The following is a 20743-nucleotide window of genomic DNA, read 5'->3' as shown; positions in this document are numbered from 1 at the left end:
ATAATACAAACCGATATTTGTATAATAGGTGCCGGACCAGTAGCGCTATTTGCGGTATTTGAAGCTGGATTGCTCAAAATGAGATGTCATCTTGTTGACGCATTACCTCAAATTGGCGGACAGTTATCTGAAATCTATCCACAGAAACCGATATACGATATCCCAGGGTATCCAGCCATTAAAGCACAAGAACTAATTGATAAGCAAATGGAGCAGATAAAACCTTTCTCTCCCACTTTCACATTAGGAGAACGCGTGGACGCCCTGGAGAAACAAACTGATGGATCCTATGTCGTGTCTACTTCAGAAAACACAAAAATACATTGCCAGGTGATAGTAGTGGCAGGAGGATTAGGATGTTTCGAACCTCGAAAACCTGATGTAGAAGGTATTTTTGATTTTGAAAAAAAAGGGGTTGATTATATGGTTAAAAATCCAGAAATCTATAGAGAAAAGAAATTAGTGATTGCAGGCGGTGGTGACTCGGCCCTGGATTGGACGATCTATTTGAGTGATATTGCCCAAGAAATTACATTAGTACACCGCAGTGACAGTTTCAGAGGAGCTCCGGACTCTGCAGACAAAGTTTATGAGTTAGCGAAAAAAGGTAAAATAAACTTGTTATTATCCCACAATCTATTGGGTGTACAAGGCAATGGTTCATTATCACATGTTAAGTTAGTGAATAAGGTTAAAGAGGAGTTTTTGATAGAAGCAGACCATTTCATCCCACTCTATGGCCTAACCCCAAAACTAGGCCCAATTGCCAACTGGGGATTAAACATAGATAAGAATGCTATCGCAGTAAACACATTTGATTATTCTACCAATATTGAGCGTATATATGCGATTGGAGATATCAATACCTACCCCGGAAAGTTAAAACTGATCCTTTGTGGTTACCACGAAGCAGCTTTGATGATGCAAAGTGCCTTCAAATATGTGTATCCGGATCAAAAATTGAGTTTTAAGTACACCACCGTAAACGGTGTTAATATTTTTTAAATAACGTTATTGATATGGACGAAAACATCATTACAATAGAAGTGGAAGATCGAGATGGAACGTTGAATAATATAGCGATCCCGACAGACGTCAACCTTAGTTTGATGGAAATCTTAAAAGCTTCGGAATATGAAATTGTAGCTACATGTGGTGGTATGGCCCTATGTGCGACTTGCCATGTACAAGTTAAAGACGGTATTGAAAACCTGCCAGAAGTAGAAGATCAGGAACTCGACATGCTTGACACTTTACCCGACGCCGACAGCTATAGCCGACTGGCTTGTCAATTACGTTTGAAAAATGAGCACAACGGATTACGCCTCAAAATTAGAGGTAGTTTACAATAAAATGTGTACTTTATACACTAAGCAAACTGGATTTTAGCATAATAAACTGTGTTTTTACGCTAAAAATGCATCTTTCGAACAATATTTAATCCGATATTATTGCAAAATAATTACTGAAATGAAGTAAATTTTTAGGATATTTGGGCTATAATTTTTTAAACAAAACTAAACAAACGATTTTATGTTGTTGACCCGTTCTGAACGTTCTTTCCCCCGCGTCATTGTTATTGGAGGTGGCTTTGGTGGTGTAGAAGTAGCTCGCAAACTAAAGGATAAAGATTTAGAAGTGCTATTAATCGATAGAAACAACTTCCATACGTTTCAACCTCTGATGTATCAAGTTGCTACAGGTACATTAGCTTCAGATGCCATCTCATTTCCGATCCGGAAGATGTTTAAGTCACAACATAATTTTAGATTCCGTTTAGCAGAAGTAACTCATATTGATCCAGAGCAGAAGATGGTACACACTTCCGTTGGCAGTTACGATTACGATTACCTGGTGATAGCTACTGGTGCTACGACGAACTTTTTCGGGAATAAAGAAGTAGAAACATACTCTTTACCAATGAAAAGTATCAAAGAGGCGTTAAATATCAGAAGTTATGTTTTGCAAAATCTGGAAGAGGCTGTATTACGCAAAAATATGTCGGAAAGGGAGCGTTACCTTAACTTTGTGGTCGTGGGTGGCGGACCTACTGGAGTGGAATTGTCAGGAGCCATTGCTGAAATCCAGCTCCATATGCTAAAGAAAGATTATCCCGAACTTTCAGAACATGAAATGAAGGTATTTCTTATTGAAGGAACAGGACAAATACTAGGAGCGCTATCTGAAAAATCTTCACGGGATGCAGAACGATACTTAAATGAGTTGGGTGTGAAAATAATGTTAAACACACAGGTTACAGGGTACGATGGAAATACCATCCGATTTAGTAATGGTGAAAGCATTCCTACAAAAACAGTGATCTGGGGAGCCGGCGTAAAAGGACAATATCCGGAAGGTATAAATCCGGAAATTATAGAACGTGGAAATCGGATCCGTACGAATGGGAAATGTCAGGTAGAAGGCTTAGATAACGTGTATGCTATTGGAGATGTTTCTGCGATGCTGACTCCAGAAAACCCAAAAGGCTTTCCTGGAGTTGCTCCTGTGGCTCAGCAACAAGGAAAATACGTTGCGGAACACATCTCAGGTTTAGTATCAGGAATCGAATCTGCGGCCGATTTCAGCTATTTTGACAAAGGGTCAATGGCAACTGTAGGACGTAATAGAGCTGTTGTCGATATGGGTAAAATCCACCTAAAGGGGTTTATTGCCTGGATGACCTGGATGTTTGTCCATCTAGTCTCTATATTTGGATTCCGTAACAAAGTGGTCACTTTTGTAAATTGGTCAATTAAATTCTTAACGAAAAACTCTGGTATTCGATTAATTGTCAATAAGTACCATAGACCTGACCCGACTAGGGGTCAAAAAGAAATAGTGGAACCATCTTAGTCCCCACTTAAATAAGAAACAGAGAAAAATATATTTTATTCTGTTTCTTTGGAAAACCAATTTTAACCATTAGTGGAAGTTTCTTTATAACGCTTCCGCTAATGGCTGGTAGGGGCGTAAAAAATCCATTCATTGTTTTCCTAGATTCCCCATCCGGATTGGAAAATCGCCATAAGGAATATGCAGCTGTTTAAAATGCGGTTTTGGCAAGCTTTCCCTACAGTTTCAACATTTAAAAAAGTATCTTTAACACGTATAAATACGTGTTAAAAAATCTTTCTAAACAAATGTATATCGTAGAGGTTTTATAAAACGACATCTAAACGCATTATGACAACAGGAAAAACATTTATAGTTTCTAACAGATTACCCGTAAAAATTGAAAGAAAAAAGAACAAATTAATAGTAACCCGCAGTGAGGGAGGTTTGGCGACAGGGCTGGGATCATTCTATCGTGAAGATGGATCGTGGTGGTTAGGTTGGCCTGGAATTATTCCAAAAAACTTAGAAGAAGAAGACTTCATTCGTAAGGAACTTCACGCACTCAATCTAATTCCCGTATTTCTGACACCAGAGGATATAAGAGGATATTACGAAGGTTTTTCTAATGCCGTATTATGGCCGCTATGCCACTATAGGCCAAGTTTCATTGATTTTAACGAGTCATATTGGAACAGTTATCTAAACGTTAACAAAAAGTTTGCTGAGGAAGCACTAAGACATCTTGATAACGATACGAATATCTGGATTCACGATTACCAGTTGATGGTACTTCCTGAGCTGTTACGAAAGCAGGACCCGTCATTTACCATAGGATATTTTCATCATATTCCTTTTCCTCCCGAAGAATTATTTAGAATGTTGCCTTGGCGTAGTCATCTTTTAAAAGGTCTGTTGGGAGCAGATCTGATCGGGTTCCATACATTTGAAGATTCTCAAAATTTTATTAATTCCTGCAGCAACAACTTGCATATGGAAGCACATTATAATAATCTGAAATATAATGGACGAAGAATATTTGTAGAAGCTTTCCCAATGGGAATTGATTACGAAAAGTTCAAAACTGCCGCATTAAACCGTGAGGTGATGCAAAAGGCTAAGGAAGTAAAAGAATATTATAAAAATCAAAAGATAGTGCTTTCCGTCGATCGACTGGATTACAGTAAAGGGATAATAGAACGACTCCACGCATTAGAACGATTGCTAAAATCCCATCCAGAAGTGATCGGAAAGATCGTACTTTACATGTTGATTGTACCTTCACGAGATGAAGTCTCCGCTTACAAAAAACTACGTAACGATATTGACCGACTGGTAGGCAACATTAATGCGGTCTATGGTAAGCCGGGATGGAGTCCAGTCGCCTATTTTTATCAATCTATTCCTAGTGATGAGTTGTCAGCCTTGTATGTTGCTGCTGACGTCTGTCTGGTAAACTCAATCCGCGATGGAATGAATCTCGTAGCCAAAGAGTACATAGCCAGCAAGCAAAGCGACCAACGAGGAGTGCTACTCTTAAGTGAATTCACGGGTGCCTCCAAAGAGTTAACCGATGCCATACTCATTAATCCACACGACTCTATAAAAGTAAGTTCATCGTTATATCATGCGCTCAATATGCCTGTGAAAGAGCAAAAAGAACGAATACAAGCCTGCCAGCATATTGTTGAAAAATTCCATGTGCATCATTGGGTAAAGCTATTCATGGAAAAATTACAGGAAACTAAGCATCTTCAACGAAAAGAATTAGCACGTAAAGTGGCTCATTCCATTCGGTCAGCGATACACGACAGATACACAAATAGTGTAAATCGCTTATTCTTTTTAGATTATGACGGTACATTGGTTGGTATAAATATAAATGCCGATAAAGCTGTTCCTACGGAGGAGGTATATAGTTTGATTGACGCCCTTACCGCGGATCCAAATAATACTGTCGTAATCATTAGCGGACGTAGACATCTTGAACTAGAAAAATGGTTTGGTAAAAAGCCAGTGTATCTGATCGGAGAACACGGTATCTGGAGTAATTATCCAGATAAGAAATGGCGCTCTAAAAAAGGTATTTCCAATAAATGGAAGATGCATATCAAAGAAATACTACAATATTATACCGATCGAACTCCCGGAGCTTCCATTGAAGAAAAATCGTATGCAGTAGCGTGGCACTACCGTAAAGTCCAGAAAGGTTTAGGTTTGTTGCAAGCACACAATCTTATTGTACAATTAAAAAACCTTGCTGCCGACTACGGATTGCAAGTTGTCCATGGGGATGAGGTAGTAGAAATAAAAGTACTGCAGACAAATAAGGGAAAAGCAGCTTTAGAACTCGTTAATACCATCACTCCGGATTTTATATTAAGCATAGGCGATGATACAACGGACGAGGATATGTTTCAGGAACTCCCATCAAACACAATCTCTGTAAAAGTGGGAGATAAGCAATCGCATGCTAAATTTTATGTCGACAGTCAAATCGATGCATTGAAATTTTTAAAATCTTTTACTCAACTAAATGTAGAAAATATAGTACAATATGAATAAAAAGCATATTTATGAAAGTGGAATAATAGGAAACTGTTCTTTTATAGCTCACGTCCATAAGAGCACAAATATTTCTTGGTTGTGTTGGCCCTCTTTTGAAGATAGTTTTATTTTCGGAAAATTGTTAGATGAAAACTTAGGGGGAGAATTTTCCTTTAATCTGGAAGGTCCGATTGATAGTCAGGAACAGTATTATCTAGAAAATACCAATATTTTAGTTACTGAAATCAAAGGACCTAATGCGGGATTTAAAGTAATTGACTTTGCTCCGAGATTCAATCAATATGAACGGTATTATAAACCGCTCATGCTTGTCCGGATATTCGAACCTCTTTATGGCAATCCAAAGATTAAAGTAAATTGTAAACCACGCTATTCTTATGGAAAAGAAGGCTTTAAACGATCAAGAGGAAGCAATCATGTTCAATATTACAATACGAAAGAAAGCATACGGTTAACGACTAATATCCCTATTAGTCATTTCTTTGATAAGGAGGAGAGTTATATTATCATTAATGAAAAAAAGCATTTTGTTTTAACTTACGGAGGATTATTCGAAGCACCACTAGAAAGCACTGCAGAAGATTTTCTGCATAAGACGAAAAAATATTGGAGGGAATGGACGAAAAAGGCGAATATTCCTAATTTTTACCAAAAAGCTGTCATCCGATCTGCACTTACACTCAAACTGCATCAATACGAGGATACAGGAGCCATTATCGCTGCGAGTACAACTAGCCTTCCCGAGTCCCCGGGTTCAGGCCGGAACTGGGATTACCGATATTGTTGGGTAAGAGATAGCTTCTACGTGTTAACAGCGCTGGCGCATATTGGCAAATTTGAAGAAATGGAAAAATTTGCATCTTATGTAGCTGGAATTACCCAAACAGACGCAGGGAGACTTCAACCACTCTATGGAATTCTAGGCAAAAAAGAACTATACGAAGAAACACTTGACCACCTCGATGGCTATCTAGGCAACAAACCTATTCGTATCGGTAATCAGGCATACGAACATATTCAAAATGATGTATATGGACAAGCGATGATTGCACTGTTGCCACTTTTTACAGACTACCGCTTTCCTGTAGACGAGAGAAAAGATGTCAAAAATTGGTTATTGTATATTTTGGAAAAGATCGAAATGACCATTGATGAAAAAGATGCGGGAATTTGGGAGTTCAGAAATTTCGCAAATCACCATGCTTATTCCAATCTCTTCCAGTGGGCTGGTGCTTCAGCGGCACTGAAGATAGCAAATCAAAATGGTTACGAAGATATAAAAGATCGTGCCGAGAAATTGAAAGACAAAGCTGCTGATTATATCGAACGTTGTTATGATAGTGATCGGAAGCTTTATACTAATGCCGTGGGTAGTACCAACCTCGACGCAAGCACACTCCAATTGATTATGATGAATTATCTCATACCCGGTAGCGAACGTGCAAAAAACCATCTCGAGGGGCTGGAAAAAGAATTAAAAGGAAAAGACGGACTCTTCTATCGATACCTGCATCGTGACGACTTTGGTAAGCCCACAACCACATTCTTAGTTTGCGCATTTTGGTACGTAGAGGCTTTGGCCTGCGTCGGACGTGTTGATGAAGCAAAAGAGATTTTTGAGAAATTACTAAAATACGGTAATCATCTTATGCTTTTCAGTGAAGACATTAACGAAGACAATGGAAGTCAATGGGGTAATTTTCCACAAGCATATAGCCACGTGGGACTTATGAACGCGGCCTATCGTATTGCAACTAAATTGGATAAGCCAATCTTTCTGACCGATTAATGTTGACTATTGACCCCTGGCTATAGGCAAAAGGCAGTATATCATAAGACTGCCTTTTGCCTGTAGGGTATGGTAAAACACCCTTCTAATTTAACTTATAGCTCGATAAAGTTGATTTCAGTCTTTTTCGGGCTATATGTATTCTAGTCTTCACTGTACCGACTGGAATAGCAAGATGTGTGGCTATCTCATCATACTTGTATCCTTCATAAAACATAATAAAACACACGTACAAATCTTCGGGCAGCTTCGCCAGCGCATAATTAATATCATCCAACATGCATTTATTTTCCCCACGATTAGTAGAGGCGGAATAGCGTAAATTAGTAGCGGAAATCTCCTCCTCAACCGTAATAACAGACTTAGATTTGACAGTACGTCGGTAGTTATTTATAAACGTATTTTTCATAATTGTTACTAACCACCCTTTCAAATTAGTGCCCTCTTTGAAACTTTCAAAATAATGTACCGCCTTTAACATGGTCTCTTGTACCAGATCATTAGCGTCATCATAGTTTTTGGTTAGATTTTTTGCGTAGTCTTGTAGTAGGTTACTCTGTCCTAGCACTTGGCTGTTAAATTGTACTCTGTCCATAAAAAATTCTTTAAGGGTTTAAAATTTCAGTAATGCAAATATCACACGACCAAAAACTGGTCTCCCTCTCGTCTGTAATCATTACGTTAATATCAAATTTTATGCTGATTACGCTGAAATAGCACAAAACAAGTATAACCCACCTTAAGAAAACGTTTTATGAAAATAAAGGCACGTACATATACGGTAATACTTATATTTTCTACCGTAGCGCAACCCCAGTTGCCGCGAATGCAAATGGCCGTATCAAATAAATATGATACGGCCATTTTTTATGAGCATGTTGCACTCAGAAATAGAAACTATTTAATCAGACCGTTCAACACGGCAAACTTTATTAATGAGGCCGTATTTTTACAGCCTGTTTTTTGGATTAAATTCTGACGATGTCCTTCGATAGTTCGCTTACTGAGAAAAAGCTTATCAGATATTTCATTATTAGTCAATCCTTCGCCTAGCTTCTCTAGTACTTCCAATTCTCTTACTGACAGATTCAGTTCTACTTTATCAACTGTATCTGGGTAAGACATTCGATTAGAAATTAATCTATTCACATACTGCATACTCAATTCTTCACAGAGATACCTGCCACCAGTAGCTACATAGCGAATTGCCGAAAGTAGTTCCTCCGAACTTACATTCTTTACTAGATAAGCAGAAACTCCCGACTCAAAGGATCTAGCTATATATTGCTCATTATCCATCATTGATAATATAATAATAGCAGGCTTTATCTCGAATTTGCTAATAATTTTCGTCAATTCAATACCATCTAAAGGTTCCATGCTTATGTCGGAAAGCAATATATCGGGTTGCAAACCCTCGTCCAACAACTTCAACACATCCTGCCCATTTGTGGCCACACCTATTATCTCAATATCCTCTTGACTTTCCAATAACAGACGAATGCCGTCTCTGACCAATTTATGATCGTCGGCTAACATTATTTTTATCATTTATCTCTATTTTTTAAAGACTACTTAATAATACACCTACTATTCTCATGATCGTTAAAAAGTGTGTTTTTCATAGCCTCTACTTTCATTTGCAATATTTGGTAAAACTGTCACCTACAGCAGTCGTTCGTCAAATCGTTCATGGTATCTTGCAAATGATCTCTTTTTAGCTTTGGCTTAGCAAACTTATTAACGAGAAGCAATCTACTCTAAATTCGCTTGCATTCGAACCTCGTAAATTTTAAGTGTACCGAACTCTTACTCATCATAGCAGTCAAGTTTTTCACATGCTTTAAACTAGAAAACTTAGTAGACACTATTATATACAGACAAACGAAAAAAAAGTTTTTGTTCGCTATCTTCTATTAATTAACAATAAACTACAACTTGCTTATGAGACCTTATAAATATATAAATTAATAAAAATCAATCTCTTCAAATACCCCTAAAAAACCTTATTTAGAGTACTTATACGCAGTATTTTAAGTATTAATTTCTTTTATCGATCAATTAACACCCTCTTCCGCAGGCGATGTATGAATAACGGTTAACTGCTTAAATAATAAAGATAGCTCTCTTTTTTCAAAGCTTATCGGCTGACATCAGGTGCCAAAATGTATTATTGAGATTTCTGCACAATAGAAATAAATTCTTCTATTCGCTTTTAAGGAAGGAAGCTTATCAATTTTAAAGAAACAAGTAGCGTACCACAGTATCTAGTCTATGGCTAATATCTCTACCCCGCAATTTAGGGTCATATTTCATTTCCTATTAAAGCAATTGAATGTCCTTAATAGAAAAATATAAAATATAGTATAGTAAGCAAAACTACAGCAATAAGGATTGTCCAATTTAATGTCTTAGCGGCTGGCTTATCATTGGGTTCTTCTTTTGCTACTTCTGGCACCTCATCATTTTCAACTTTTTCTCTCCACTCTTCCATAAGATTGATATTTTAGTTATTAACGTACTTGTATATATGTATAACCCATTTCAACGCTTAAGGTTTTTTTCAAAACTATATTTTTAATATTTAATGTAAAGTAGCAGATATCAATACCTTTAAGTATTTTATATAGACCATCAAATGTTATACGCGTTAAAACATTTAATAAGATTACTTCTGGTGGTGTTAATCAACGACAGAAATCACTTTCATAAGAAAGTCGATTCTATGGTATAAAAAAATAAAAGCGAATTACGTGTTTATCCATAAGGTATTCGTGAATGCAAAGCATTTTTTCTAAGTTTGAATCTACAAAATTTCAGGTTTTATATATTTTAAAAATGGACAATAAGGCTATCGCGAAAGTATTCAAACTTTGCGCTCAATTGATGGAATTCCACAATGACAATTCTTTTCGCGCAAAAGCAATGGGAAGTGCTTCATTTAAAATCGATAAATTGCCATTTTCAGCTATAGATGCAACATTAGATCAGTTGAGTAGCCAGCAAGGCATCGGGAAAAGCACTGCTGAAAGAATCAAGCTCGTCGTATCTTCCGGTACCTTTCCTGATCTAGATAATCTTCTAGCAAAGACGCCCAAAGGTATTTTGGACATGCTTAATATCAAAGGATTGGGACCGAAAAAGATACAGGCTATTTGGAAAGATCTGAATATAGAATCCGTTGGTGAATTATATTACGCCTGTAATGAGAATCGTTTAATTGAAGCCAAAGGTTTCGGATTGAAAACTCAAGAGGATATTAAGAGATCGATCGAATTTACTATTGCTAATGAAGGATGGATACTTTACGCTAAAGCACTACCTTCCGCTAATCAGGTTTATACACATTTAAAAAATCAACTACCTACGTATCGCGTTTCTTTTACTGGTGAATTTAGACGCAAATGCGAAATACTAACTAACATAGAACTTTTGTCAGATGCTTCAGCCGACGAAATCTATAAAGCAATCGAAAAACTGAATAATGAGATTATTTTGAGTGAGGATAAGCGCAGTATTTCATTCAAAGACGAGAACAATTTTTCTTTTGTCGTTTATTCTGCTCCGGAAGACTTATATGCCAAAGAATTAGTTATAACTACCGGCTCTGAAAAGCATCTCGAATTAATAAAACAAATACAAACCGTAGTGCCGGCATTGAGTTCTGAGGAAGAAATATACCGACAGCTAAAATTAAGCTATATAGAACCTGAACTCAGGGAAGGTTTTGACGAGGTTGAATTAGCTAAAGTTAATCAATTGCCCACACTGATTACTTTTCAAGATATTAAAGGAACATTACACAACCATTCTACCTATAGCGATGGCGTACATACGCTAACTGAGATGGCCCGATATTCTAAAGAAGAACTAGGCTTAGCTTATTTGGGAATCTGCGACCACTCTAAAACAGCTGTTTATGCAAATGGATTATCTATTGAACGACTAGAAGAACAGTGGGTAGAGATAGATCATTTGAATAAAACATTAGCACCATTCAAAATATTCAAAGGTATCGAATCCGACATTCTGTCCGATGGTTCACTGGATTATCCGGATAGGGTTTTGGAAAAGTTTGATTTTGTAGTAGCTTCTGTACATAGCAACCTAAAAATGGAAGCATCAAAAGCCACAGAACGATTAATAAAAGCAATTGAAAATCCGTACACTACAATTTTAGGACATCCCACCGGAAGATTGCTTTTGTCTAGAGCAGGCTATCCTATTGATTACAAAAAGGTCATTGACGCGTGTGCCTCTAATGATGTCGTCATTGAAATTAATGCGAATCCATTACGTCTAGACTTGGATTGGCGCTGGCACAGGTATGCACTTGCTCAGGGAGTACTGTTGTCTATTAATCCCGATGCGCATCGTACAGAAGGCTTATTAGACATGCACTATGGCGTGTTTGCCGCAAGAAAAGGCGGGCTATCAAAAGAAAATTGCCTAAACACATATGGTTTAAGTGAAATTTCAGTATATTTTTCCAATAGAAAATCAAAAGTGCTTAGTAAGAAGAACACGTAGAGGAGTTCATTGGTCGTATTAATTAATAACTATACAAATTAAAAAAGGACCTATGGCAGAGCTATCGCTCAAACGATAAAATATTATTTCTTTAATAAGTCCGCAAATATAGACTTGCAGACCTATTAAAGAATATAACGTTATGAAATTAACCGAGGATGCTAGGTACGTTTACGACTTCATTTGTATCTACTTCGTAATCAATCGTATCGAGATTAAAGCCAAATAGGTTAAAGAAATCTTTTCTATATCCTTTGATATCGGAAATCTCTTCTAAATTCTCAGTGGTAGCTTGTTCCCACAATTTAGCGACCTCTTCTTGTACATCAGAACGCATTTCCAAATCATCTACACGGATACGTCCCTTTTCGTCCAACGCTATTGTATCACCACTGTATAATCGTTCAGTAAACAGTCGTTGCATTTGCTCTATAGTTCCCTCATGAATGCCCTTTTCCTTCATTACCTTATAAAGCAACGAAATATATAAAGGCACGACGGGTATTGCCGAACTGGATTGAGTTACTAATGCCTTATTTACCGATACATAAGAAATTCCCCCAAGATCTTTTAACAATTCATTCAACGCAGGAACCGTTCCTTCTAAATCATCTTTCGCTCGACCTATTGTGCCGTTTCTATAAATTGGGTAAGTTAATTCAGGACCAATGTAGGAATAGGCTACCGTCTTAACCCCCTCTGCCAATACTCCTGCAGATTTTAAATCCTCAATCCAAAATTTCCAATCTTCACCTCCCATTACGGCTACGGTATTTGTAATATCCTCTTCGTTTTCTACAGGTTGAATGGATATATCGGAAATCACGCCAGTATGAAAATCAACTGTTTTATTTGTAAAGCTCTGTCCAATAGGCTTTAAAACCGAAGCATGTGCTACACCTGTTTTAGGATGGGTGCGACGTGGAGATGCCAATGAATACACTACTAAATCTACTTGTCCTAAATCTTTCTTTATCAAATCAATAGTTTGCTGTTTAATATCATCGGAGAATGCGTCGCCGTTAATACTTTTAGCGTATAGACCCGCTGCTTGCGCTTCTTTTTCAAAAGCAGCAGAATTGTACCACCCAGCGGTGCCTGGTTTACCAGCCGCAGCGGGCTTTTCGAAAAATACGCCAATAGTAGCCGCGTCAGCACCAAAAGCCGCGCTAATACGAGAGGCTAATCCAAATCCAGTAGAGGCGCCTATGACTAATACCTTTTTGGGGCCATCGGCTATTTTACCTTTCGATTTTACGTATTCAACTTGATCCTTAACATGTTGAGCCGTTCCCTCGGGATGCGACGTCAAACAAATAAATCCTCTTACACGTGGTTGTATAATCATGTTTTTATATTAACAAGTTTCAAATTTTAATTTAAGGTACAAATTAAGCAATTTTTAAGGAATATACTGCAATAACCAAGCTTATTAGTAATCTTCTAAGAGATGGAGCAATAGTAAAGTGAAATTCCAGTGCGTAAAATTTGGGTTTCCGAATTTTATTTTATTTGGTCGATTGAATCTTTGATAACTGATCTAATTATGTGTTTATAAAAAAATGCGCTCATTCGAACTACATTTAATTATCATAAATCTCCTTATTCTTACTATTTTTGTGGCACACAATAAATTACATTATGCGGTCATTTCCCTCTTATTTTCATTCGTTTACAATAGACGTATCTCGTATTGAAAAACCGCAAAAATTCACATTTCCGTTTTATTACGACCCTCACAAGTTGAGCGTTTTAGCAGCCAAAGAGTTGCAAAGATACTTGGCGGAACAAGATGATTTCATCCACAATTTCGGATTGAATGAAGGACAGGAAGGAGCCGAGATTGGAAAAATGTTTGGCGTGCTTGTAGTGGAGACATCCTCTGCCGAAATAGGTTATCTAGCAGCCTGTTCAGGTAAACTCGCCGGCACAAATAGACATCACTATTTCGTCCCTCCTATTTTTGATATGTTGGATGACGACGGATTCTTTTTGAAGGAAGAGTCGACTATCAATCAACTGAATAGAAAAATCGAAAAACTTGAAGCTAGTGAAACACTTAAATCTGCGATTGCTAATTTGGAAGAAGCAAATGAAGCTGCAGCGGTTAAGTTGGCCAGAATGCGTGTTTTACATAAGCAAAATAAAGCGGAGCGCAAACAGATACGGAAAAATCAGAAAGTCTTACTCGATGAATTGGAATACAAAGAAGTGGAGATTGATTTGATCAAACAGAGCTACCGCGATCAGCATGAATATGATGTATTGAAGGCACTCTGTAAATCTGACATAGAGCGTGTACAAGTAACGTTAGATCAGCTTCAAAGACAAATCGCCAGCTTGAAAGAAATCCGAAAGCTAAAATCCGCTGCTTTACAGCATAAACTTTTTGATCAGTATCAATTCCTCAATGCGCATAAAGAGAGTAAAAATGTTTTGGATATTTTCGACGAAGCGAATAACATTATGCCGCCTGCAGGTGCTGGAGAATGTGCAGCTCCTAAATTGTTGCAATACGCATATCAAAATGATTTAAAGCCACTATGCATAGCTGAATTTTGGTGGGGAGCTTCACCTTCTTCTGAAGTGCGTAAACATAAAAGCTTCTATCCCGCATGTCGCGGTAAATGTGAGCCTATTCTGGGCCATATGTTGCAAGGATTAGAAATTGACAAGAACCCCATGTTACAGAACCCAGCTATTGATAAAGATTTGGAAATAATATTTGAAGACGAGCATCTAATAGTTATCAATAAACCAACAGAATTTTTATCTGTACCTGGTATACATATTCAAGATAGTGTACAGCAAAGAATTGCCGCACGCGACCCCAATATTACTGGACCGTTAATCATCCACCGATTAGACATGTCTACTTCAGGCATACTGGTGCTTGCGAAACACAAACAAGCCCATCAGTATATTCAAGATCAATTCATCCATCATAAAGTACAGAAACGGTATACAGCTCTGCTAGATGGGGTGATTGCGCAAACGAGCGGAAGAATTAACTTACCGCTACGTGTCGATTTGAATGACAGGCCTCGTCAGATAGTTTGTTATGAACATGGAAAACCGGCGCAAACGGAGTTTGTGGTAGTGAATATAGAAAATGGAAAAACGCGCGTACATTATTTTCCGAAAACAGGACGGACCCATCAGCTACGTGTTCACTCCGCACACCAACTTGGCTTAAACACGCCTATTGTAGGGGATGACTTATATGGAACACGAGCTAATAGGCTTCATTTACATGCAGGGTTTATTTCTTTTGTTCATCCAATATCTCTAAAACTAGTTAAATTTGAAGTAGCAGATCCGTTTTAATTTAGTACTTTAGTTTTAAAATGTTAACAATGGCTACAGAAGTTCTAAAATATGCGTATCAGCACCCACTTTTTCGGTTAGAAGATTTGAAATCAATATTTAAAGCGCACAGCAAACTTACGTATTCAAAAGGAGATTTTCTATTGGAAAAAGGCCATGTAGCAAATGAATACTTCATTATAGAAAATGGTCTGGTGCGCAACTATCTTCATGACTATGAAGGTAATGAGATAACAACAGGCTTTGTTGGAAATAATGAAGTTGTAATTGAAGTTGCTTCTATTTTCCAGCGTATTCCTACACATGAATATATCCAATGCCTAACGGATTGTACGCTTTGGAAGATCAAATATGATGATTTTCAAGAGTTATTTCATCAAATACCTGCATTTAGAGAATGGGGACGAGCGTGGATGTCTTTCGAATTGTACAAAAGTAAGTTGAGAGCGACAGAGATGATCACCTTACCCGCCGCAAAACGTTATCTCCAACTTATTCAGAAAAATCCGCAGATCATACAACAAGCTCCATTAAAACATATCGCAACTTATTTAGGTGTAACGGACACCTCGTTAAGCCGTATACGAAAAGAAGTATCTCATATATAGTATTTTTTATGCCCTATCCGATAATTGAAGATGTAACTTTCTTCCACGAAGACTTTGGAATCAAAAAACTTTGTTTTGCTCAATATGAAAACTGTCGATTTGAGAATTGCAACTTCGAAGGTCAAAATCTTTCTCAATTTCGATTTTTAAATTGTGAATTTCTCCGTTGTAATTTATCACTTACAGATATGCAGAATGTTACGCTGCAAGGCGACATTTTCAAAGAATGCAAAATGCTGGGCATGCGATTTGACTTATGCAACCCTTTCAATTTATCTTTCACATTCCACAACTGCTTGCTGGATCACTCTTCATTTTACAAAACTGTTGTCAAAAAGACAATTTTTCAAACTTGTGAATTAAAGGAGGTTGACTTTGAGCAATGTAATCTTACGCAGTCCGTTTTTGACAACTGCAATCTGTTGCATAGCAAATTTTTTCAAAGCATACTAGAAAAAGTAGACTTCCGATCTGCCTACAATTATACCATTGACCCCGATAACAATAAGCTCAAAAAAGCTAAATTTTCTCTGGTAGGTGTACCGGGACTACTAGAAAAATATGACATCAACATCAATTGAAAATGCGGCGGCAACGTTGCTTACATATTAAGCAAAAACCAAATATTACCTGAATTGTTATCTTTAAAATTGAAACAATCATGGAAAAGTATCTCTTCGCTAAAGCCGCCCTTCAAATTCAAAAACCTATAGCAGAAGTTTTTGAAGCAATTATAGATCCCCAGAAAATGTCTAACTACTTCATTTCAAAAAGTACAGGTAGACTAGAGACTTCTAATATAGTTAAATGGAGTTTTCTTGAGTTTGAGGGAGATTTTCCAGTAGAAGCTAAAGAAATCCAACCCTTTAGTTATATATCCTTCGACTGGAGCGGTGGTACGGATGACATGCTTGTTGAGATCTTTCTCGAACCACGGAAAAACAACTCTACTGTAGTACGCATCAAAGAAAGAAAGATGAATGTTGATGACAATGGCATCCAACAGGCCATAGGACAATCTGAAGGCTGGGCCAACTTCTTAGCCTGCTTAAAAGCCTACTTGGAATACGGTATCAATCTGAGAAAAGGAGCTTTTGATTTTATGAGGGATAATGAATAAAAAGATTACTTATCCTATGGCAAGATTTGTGACAGGAATGGATTGTATTTTTGATCTTAAACTTAACAGGAGGTCTTAATATATCAAAATATGCTAAATCGACAAATAAGGTATAGATCGATTAGATTTATTATTTTTCTGCTGCTGACATATAGTTGTCAAACGTATTCCGAACTTTACGGTCATATTCAATGTATATGAAGCACTTAAAACTATCAGATATTTTCACTAAACTTATCAAAAGAAGTTGATGTTCAAAATACAAACTAATATTTTAAAATTACTACTATGCTAATTAATCCTTATCTCAATTTCGACGGAAATGCGGAAGAAGCTTTCCATTTTTATCAAACGGTTTTCGGCGGAGAGCTATTTATTCAAAAAATGTCTGAAGCTCCAGGTACCGAATCATTTACAGAAGAGGAAAAAAATAGGGCGATGCATGTTGCTCTGCCACTCGCTAATGGACAGACATTAATGGCGTCAGATTGCGTACCTTCTGCTGGGTATGAGTTACATCCTGGCAATAATAATTATATTTCCCTCGCACCAGATAGTCGAGAAGAGGCCGATCGTATTTTTAACAGCTTATCTGCTGGCGGTAAAATAGAAATGCCACTCCAAGATATGTTTTGGGGCGATTACTTCGGTTCATTCAAGGACAAATATGGCATCTGCTGGATGATAAACTACAATAATCAACAATAACCTAAATGATAAAGAATGAAAATTTTTAAATATATTATCTGTATACTCTTTGGCGCCATGTTCGTGAATGCGGGGCTTAATAAATTTATTATGTACATGCCCGCCCCAGCGCTAGAGGGTGAATTATTAAAAGTTAGTGAAGCAATCGCTAGTATAAAATGGTTATTACCTTTGGTAGGTTTTATAGAAGTTTTGGGAGGTCTCCTGTTTATTTTTCCAAAAACACGAGCCTTAGGTGCAATAATGATTTTCCCTATTATGGTAGGTGTAATCTTACAAAATGCAATATATTCCCCATCCACTTTATCGATAGCAGGCGTATTATTTCTAATCAATTTATATATCTTATTTGACGAAAGACACAAATACAAGCCAATGATTAACAACTAACTACCTACTCCATTATTTATCGCTCATTAACACAAAAAAATACGATCAATTCAAAAGCTAACATTTAAAATCATGACTAAAATACACGCTTATTTAAACTTTAATGGCAATTGCGAAGAAGCATTTAAGTTTTACGAACAGGTTTTCAATACCGAAAACACAGGCATCTACCGTTTCGGCGACATGCCCTCTGATCCTGAATATCCCCTACCCGACGAGGCTAAAAATTTAGTATCTCACACCGCTATTGCCCTAAATGATTCGACGATGTTAATGGGATCAGACTGTTTTGAAGGTTTTAATCAGAAAGCTATCCCCGGAACAAATACTTACATTATGCTAGATACGGATACTCCGCAAGAGGCAACGAAGCTTTATGCAGCGTTATCTGTTGACGCTCAAAATATAGAAATGCCACTGGGAGAACAATTCTGGGCAGAACTTTTTAGTTCATTTACAGACAAATATGGGATATCTTGGATGATACATTACGAGGGAAACAAAAAAATGTAACGATTACTAAAATTCTCTTTTTCTGAGCATACTATTGTTAGAGAAATCTAGTATTCGAGATTCAAACAGTCAACAGATCTCGTAAATCAATCTTGCGCGGCCTTGTAGACACCCCTTATCAATATACCTGATGATATACGATTTGATTTTCTTGGCTAAATGTTATAGTTCTTTTGCCGAAAAAAACATGAAAAAGGAAATTTACCCTGCTCTTTGGTTTGACGACAAAGCTAAAGAAGCTTTGGAATTTTATACTACCTTATTTTCAGGAAGTGAAATCCTTGACGTGACCCCGGTTGTCGTAAGCGCCAACATTGGAGGTCTACATTTTATTGGAATAAATGGTGGACCACTATATTTACCAAACCCCTCAATCTCCTTTATGGTAGTATGTGAAACGATAGAGGAAGTAAATAACCTGTATAGCAAAATAACCGCAGCAGGAAATGTGTTGATGCCTTTGAAGAGCTATCCGTTCAGTAAAAGGTACGCATGGGTTTCAGACCAATATGGTGTAAACTGGCAGATTTACCTGGGCAATATTGACCAGGTAAATCATCAAAAAATAATCCCTACACTCATGTTTGGGTATAGTCAACAGGGGAATTGTCAAAATGCGCTTTCTTTTTATCAATCCATTTTTAAAAATTTTGAGTTACGAGCAGTTCAACGTTATTCAGAAGGCGCTATCCAAAACCAAATTATGCATGCTCAATTTATTATTAACGATTTCATATTTGGAGCGATGGACAGTGCTGTTTCACAAGATTTCACTTTCAATGAGGGGGTATCATTTGTTATCGAATGCGAAAATCAAGATGAAATAGACTATTATTGGGAAACATTTACGCACGATGGTACCGAAAGTCAATGCGGGTGGTGCAAAGATCAATTTGGAGTGAGTTGGCAAATAGTTCCGAAAAATCTCAATATTGTATTAGCAGAAAATCCAAACGCTAGCGCTGCTTTACAACAAATGAAAAAATTGGTAATTTCAGAATTGCAAAATGCACAATGATTAGGAAAAACTGACTCAACAAATTGAATTCCTAAGCCAGATTAATGCATAATTATCAAGAAGAGAAATTTAATAAAACACCTCAACTAAGCTTCACGCCTTCCCACCCGTTTAAAATAAATTGACGAATGTTTTGATGATCGGTGCCATCAGGGGATGACAATACAGCGTCTCGATGTTCTGCGAATAAAAGTAAAGTATCCTCTTTTGACAAACCATTTATATGTGCAAAAGAGAAAACCTTTGCACTACCCTGATTTTCATTTTCAGTATTATATTGTTTACCGTTTGTAAAAGCTGTCGGAGTATATGAGTATCGTTCATCGATAAACGCTAATACATCCGAAAATTTTGCCTTCTTATTCTGTAATTGCTGTATTAATTCCTGAATCATAACGTTGTTTGTATGCAAAGATAGTAAACAAAGTTGAAAAAACTCACCTATGGGCGCTGGGAAGCATATAGCTATTGCAAAGGAATTACATAAACTAATATTGGTTTCTTAGGTAATGTTGGGATATAAACAAAACTTTCATGGTCCATTAAATCACCAACAGAAATGAAAGTTCTTGATGGCCTTTGAGAAGTAGACGCTTTCAGAAAAAAAGGCGAAAACCAACATATTTTCGCCTGATTAACCATAAACAAGAACAGCTTATTTTAAGTTATCTCTATACACTTTTGCTTTTTTTACTTCCGTTTGGATATCTTTACGAGCAGCATCGTAAGTCAACACTTTTTCGTAATCTACGATCGCTTTATTGTAAGCATCTGTTGCAGCTACTTTATCATAATTTGCCGCTCCCGAAGTACCTTTTAAAATTCCTAGATCACGATAAGCGATAGCACGATTTTGATATAATTTAGCGTCATTCACATTTACAGCAATTGCTTTAGTATAATCATCGATAGATGAAGTTAACAACTGTCCTTTTTGAGCTAACGATAATTTACTTTCTTTCGCAATGGCCAAATTATTATTTGCTTTTGCTTTATAATAGTATGCGTTTGCATTTTTGCTATCTAAAGCAATGACTTTGCTAAATGATGAAGCGGCTTTCACATAATCACCATTATGAAATTGTGAATAGCCTAACAAATACAACACATTGGGATCTTTACTTTCTGCGGGAAGAGCTTTTTCTAAATGCGAGGCTGCGCTTCTAAAGTCGCCATCTAACAGCGCTTTTTGCCCAAGACGGACATTAGGATTACTGTGTTCTTCTTGCTGTGCGTGGGCTGATATAGTAGTTATTGCTAGCGCTAAGGTAGCAATTCCGAGTTTTAATGTTCTTAAATGAGTACCCACAAATTTTAAATTCATATCCTTATTTTATATA

20 protein-coding genes are annotated in these 20743 nt (G+C 37.0%); 14 read left to right on the top strand and 6 right to left on the bottom strand.

Annotated elements, in window-relative coordinates; all coding sequences use genetic code 11:
* The 5 genes from FAZ19_RS08295 (at position 1) to FAZ19_RS08275 (ending at position 7189) form a co-directional block, all read left to right on the top strand.
* Positions 1-1005 (top strand): NAD(P)/FAD-dependent oxidoreductase, encoded by a 1005-nt coding sequence (locus FAZ19_RS08295; protein ID WP_136820509.1) that lies wholly within the window; start codon positions 1-3, stop codon positions 1003-1005.
* 14 nt (positions 1006-1019) lie between these two features.
* Positions 1020-1352 (top strand): 2Fe-2S iron-sulfur cluster-binding protein, encoded by a 333-nt coding sequence (locus FAZ19_RS08290; protein WP_136820242.1) that lies wholly within the window; start codon positions 1020-1022, stop codon positions 1350-1352.
* A gap of 181 nt (positions 1353-1533) precedes the next feature.
* Positions 1534-2853 (top strand): NAD(P)/FAD-dependent oxidoreductase, encoded by a 1320-nt coding sequence (locus FAZ19_RS08285; protein ID WP_136820241.1) that lies wholly within the window; start codon positions 1534-1536, stop codon positions 2851-2853.
* A gap of 330 nt (positions 2854-3183) precedes the next feature.
* Positions 3184-5397 carry a bifunctional alpha,alpha-trehalose-phosphate synthase (UDP-forming)/trehalose-phosphatase gene (locus FAZ19_RS08280; protein ID WP_136820240.1) on the top strand — a complete coding sequence of 738 codons (2214 nt, stop codon included), beginning with the start codon at positions 3184-3186 and terminating at the stop codon, positions 5395-5397.
* Entirely contained in the window at positions 5390-7189 is a 1800-nt protein-coding gene (locus tag FAZ19_RS08275; RefSeq protein WP_136820239.1) for a glycoside hydrolase family 15 protein, read from the top strand. The genes FAZ19_RS08280 and FAZ19_RS08275 overlap by 8 nt, the downstream gene beginning before the upstream one ends.
* Positions 7190-7274: 85 nt before the next feature.
* Here the strand turns inward: FAZ19_RS08275 and FAZ19_RS08270 are convergent, their stop codons facing one another.
* The 3 genes from FAZ19_RS08270 to FAZ19_RS23850 all read right to left on the bottom strand — a co-directional run bounded on the left by FAZ19_RS08270 (position 7275) and on the right by FAZ19_RS23850 (position 9683).
* Positions 7275-7784, bottom strand: coding sequence for an RNA polymerase sigma factor (locus FAZ19_RS08270; RefSeq protein WP_136820238.1), 510 nt, complete (start codon positions 7782-7784; stop codon positions 7275-7277).
* 302 nt (positions 7785-8086) lie between these two features.
* The gene (locus tag FAZ19_RS08265) at positions 8087-8740 is read right to left on the bottom strand and encodes a response regulator transcription factor (protein ID WP_136820237.1); all 654 of its coding nucleotides are present in this window, start codon (positions 8738-8740) and stop codon (positions 8087-8089) included.
* A gap of 790 nt (positions 8741-9530) precedes the next feature.
* Positions 9531-9683 (bottom strand): hypothetical protein, encoded by a 153-nt coding sequence (locus FAZ19_RS23850; protein ID WP_169305609.1) that lies wholly within the window; start codon positions 9681-9683, stop codon positions 9531-9533.
* 344 nt (positions 9684-10027) lie between these two features.
* Between FAZ19_RS23850 and FAZ19_RS08260 the strand changes: the two genes are divergently transcribed.
* The gene (locus tag FAZ19_RS08260) at positions 10028-11719 is read left to right on the top strand and encodes a DNA polymerase/3'-5' exonuclease PolX (RefSeq protein ID WP_136820236.1); all 1692 of its coding nucleotides are present in this window, start codon (positions 10028-10030) and stop codon (positions 11717-11719) included.
* Between the two features lie 148 nt (positions 11720-11867).
* Here FAZ19_RS08260 and fabV read toward each other — a convergent pair whose 3' ends face one another.
* Positions 11868-13067 carry an enoyl-ACP reductase FabV gene (fabV, locus tag FAZ19_RS08255; protein ID WP_136820235.1) on the bottom strand — a complete coding sequence of 400 codons (1200 nt, stop codon included), beginning with the start codon at positions 13065-13067 and terminating at the stop codon, positions 11868-11870.
* A 293-nt stretch (positions 13068-13360) separates the two neighbouring features.
* On the opposite strand from fabV, the gene FAZ19_RS08250 reads away from it, so the two are divergent.
* The 8 genes from FAZ19_RS08250 (at position 13361) to FAZ19_RS08215 (ending at position 19403) form a co-directional block, all read left to right on the top strand.
* On the top strand, positions 13361-15046 hold the full coding sequence (locus FAZ19_RS08250; protein WP_136820234.1) for an RluA family pseudouridine synthase: 1686 nt from the start codon (positions 13361-13363) through the stop codon (positions 15044-15046).
* A gap of 29 nt (positions 15047-15075) precedes the next feature.
* Complete coding sequence (locus tag FAZ19_RS08245) at positions 15076-15654, top strand: Crp/Fnr family transcriptional regulator (RefSeq protein WP_136820233.1); 579 nt, start codon at positions 15076-15078, stop codon at positions 15652-15654.
* 8 nt (positions 15655-15662) lie between these two features.
* Positions 15663-16235 carry a pentapeptide repeat-containing protein gene (locus FAZ19_RS08240; protein ID WP_136820232.1) on the top strand — a complete coding sequence of 191 codons (573 nt, stop codon included), beginning with the start codon at positions 15663-15665 and terminating at the stop codon, positions 16233-16235.
* An 80-nt stretch (positions 16236-16315) separates the two neighbouring features.
* A complete protein-coding gene (locus tag FAZ19_RS08235; RefSeq protein WP_136820231.1) occupies positions 16316-16774 on the top strand; it encodes an SRPBCC domain-containing protein in 459 nt (152 codons plus the stop codon).
* Between the two features lie 288 nt (positions 16775-17062).
* Complete coding sequence (locus FAZ19_RS08230) at positions 17063-17482, top strand: VOC family protein (protein WP_136820230.1); 420 nt, start codon at positions 17063-17065, stop codon at positions 17480-17482.
* A gap of 15 nt (positions 17483-17497) precedes the next feature.
* Positions 17498-17872, top strand: a complete 375-nt coding sequence (locus tag FAZ19_RS08225; RefSeq protein WP_136820229.1) for a MauE/DoxX family redox-associated membrane protein — start codon at positions 17498-17500, stop codon at positions 17870-17872.
* 72 nt (positions 17873-17944) lie between these two features.
* Entirely contained in the window at positions 17945-18385 is a 441-nt protein-coding gene (locus FAZ19_RS08220) for a VOC family protein (RefSeq protein ID WP_136820228.1), read from the top strand.
* A gap of 187 nt (positions 18386-18572) precedes the next feature.
* Complete coding sequence (locus tag FAZ19_RS08215) at positions 18573-19403, top strand: VOC family protein (protein WP_169305608.1); 831 nt, start codon at positions 18573-18575, stop codon at positions 19401-19403.
* An 82-nt stretch (positions 19404-19485) separates the two neighbouring features.
* On the opposite strand, the gene FAZ19_RS08210 is transcribed toward FAZ19_RS08215, so the two are convergent.
* Both FAZ19_RS08210 and FAZ19_RS08205 read right to left on the bottom strand, forming a co-directional pair.
* Positions 19486-19797: a HopJ type III effector protein gene (locus FAZ19_RS08210; protein ID WP_136820226.1), complete on the bottom strand. Its 312-nt coding sequence runs from the start codon at positions 19795-19797 to the stop codon at positions 19486-19488.
* 261 nt (positions 19798-20058) lie between these two features.
* Complete coding sequence (locus tag FAZ19_RS08205; protein ID WP_136820225.1) at positions 20059-20727, bottom strand: CDC27 family protein; 669 nt, start codon at positions 20725-20727, stop codon at positions 20059-20061.
* Between the last annotated feature and the right edge of the window lie 16 nt (positions 20728-20743).

Source organism: Sphingobacterium alkalisoli (genome assembly GCF_005049105.1).
Taxonomy (GTDB): Bacteria; Bacteroidota; Bacteroidia; order Sphingobacteriales; family Sphingobacteriaceae; genus Sphingobacterium; species Sphingobacterium alkalisoli.
This window is presented reverse-complemented; position numbering and strand designations above follow the sequence as displayed.

Bases quoted from the DNA above. Each gene is read 5' to 3' on its own strand.
- FAZ19_RS08290 (WP_136820242.1), top strand. From the start codon at position 1,020: ATGGACGAAAACATCATTACAATAGAAGTGGAAGATCGAGATGGAACG.
- FAZ19_RS08285 (WP_136820241.1), top strand. From the start codon at position 1,534: ATGTTGTTGACCCGTTCTGAACGTTCTTTCCCCCGCGTCATTGTTATT.
- FAZ19_RS08280 (WP_136820240.1), top strand. From the start codon at position 3,184: ATGACAACAGGAAAAACATTTATAGTTTCTAACAGATTACCCGTAAAA.
- FAZ19_RS08275 (WP_136820239.1), top strand. From the start codon at position 5,390: ATGAATAAAAAGCATATTTATGAAAGTGGAATAATAGGAAACTGTTCT.
- FAZ19_RS08270 (WP_136820238.1), bottom strand. From the start codon at position 7,784: ATGGACAGAGTACAATTTAACAGCCAAGTGCTAGGACAGAGTAACCTA.
- FAZ19_RS08265 (WP_136820237.1), bottom strand. From the start codon at position 8,740: ATGATAAAAATAATGTTAGCCGACGATCATAAATTGGTCAGAGACGGC.
- FAZ19_RS23850 (WP_169305609.1), bottom strand. From the start codon at position 9,683: ATGGAAGAGTGGAGAGAAAAAGTTGAAAATGATGAGGTGCCAGAAGTA.
- FAZ19_RS08260 (WP_136820236.1), top strand. From the start codon at position 10,028: ATGGACAATAAGGCTATCGCGAAAGTATTCAAACTTTGCGCTCAATTG.
- fabV (WP_136820235.1), bottom strand. From the start codon at position 13,067: ATGATTATACAACCACGTGTAAGAGGATTTATTTGTTTGACGTCGCAT.
- FAZ19_RS08250 (WP_136820234.1), top strand. From the start codon at position 13,361: ATGCGGTCATTTCCCTCTTATTTTCATTCGTTTACAATAGACGTATCT.
- FAZ19_RS08245 (WP_136820233.1), top strand. From the start codon at position 15,076: ATGGCTACAGAAGTTCTAAAATATGCGTATCAGCACCCACTTTTTCGG.
- FAZ19_RS08240 (WP_136820232.1), top strand. From the start codon at position 15,663: ATGCCCTATCCGATAATTGAAGATGTAACTTTCTTCCACGAAGACTTT.
- FAZ19_RS08235 (WP_136820231.1), top strand. From the start codon at position 16,316: ATGGAAAAGTATCTCTTCGCTAAAGCCGCCCTTCAAATTCAAAAACCT.
- FAZ19_RS08230 (WP_136820230.1), top strand. From the start codon at position 17,063: ATGCTAATTAATCCTTATCTCAATTTCGACGGAAATGCGGAAGAAGCT.
- FAZ19_RS08225 (WP_136820229.1), top strand. From the start codon at position 17,498: ATGAAAATTTTTAAATATATTATCTGTATACTCTTTGGCGCCATGTTC.
- FAZ19_RS08220 (WP_136820228.1), top strand. From the start codon at position 17,945: ATGACTAAAATACACGCTTATTTAAACTTTAATGGCAATTGCGAAGAA.
- FAZ19_RS08215 (WP_169305608.1), top strand. From the start codon at position 18,573: ATGAAAAAGGAAATTTACCCTGCTCTTTGGTTTGACGACAAAGCTAAA.
- FAZ19_RS08210 (WP_136820226.1), bottom strand. From the start codon at position 19,797: ATGATTCAGGAATTAATACAGCAATTACAGAATAAGAAGGCAAAATTT.
- FAZ19_RS08205 (WP_136820225.1), bottom strand. From the start codon at position 20,727: ATGAATTTAAAATTTGTGGGTACTCATTTAAGAACATTAAAACTCGGA.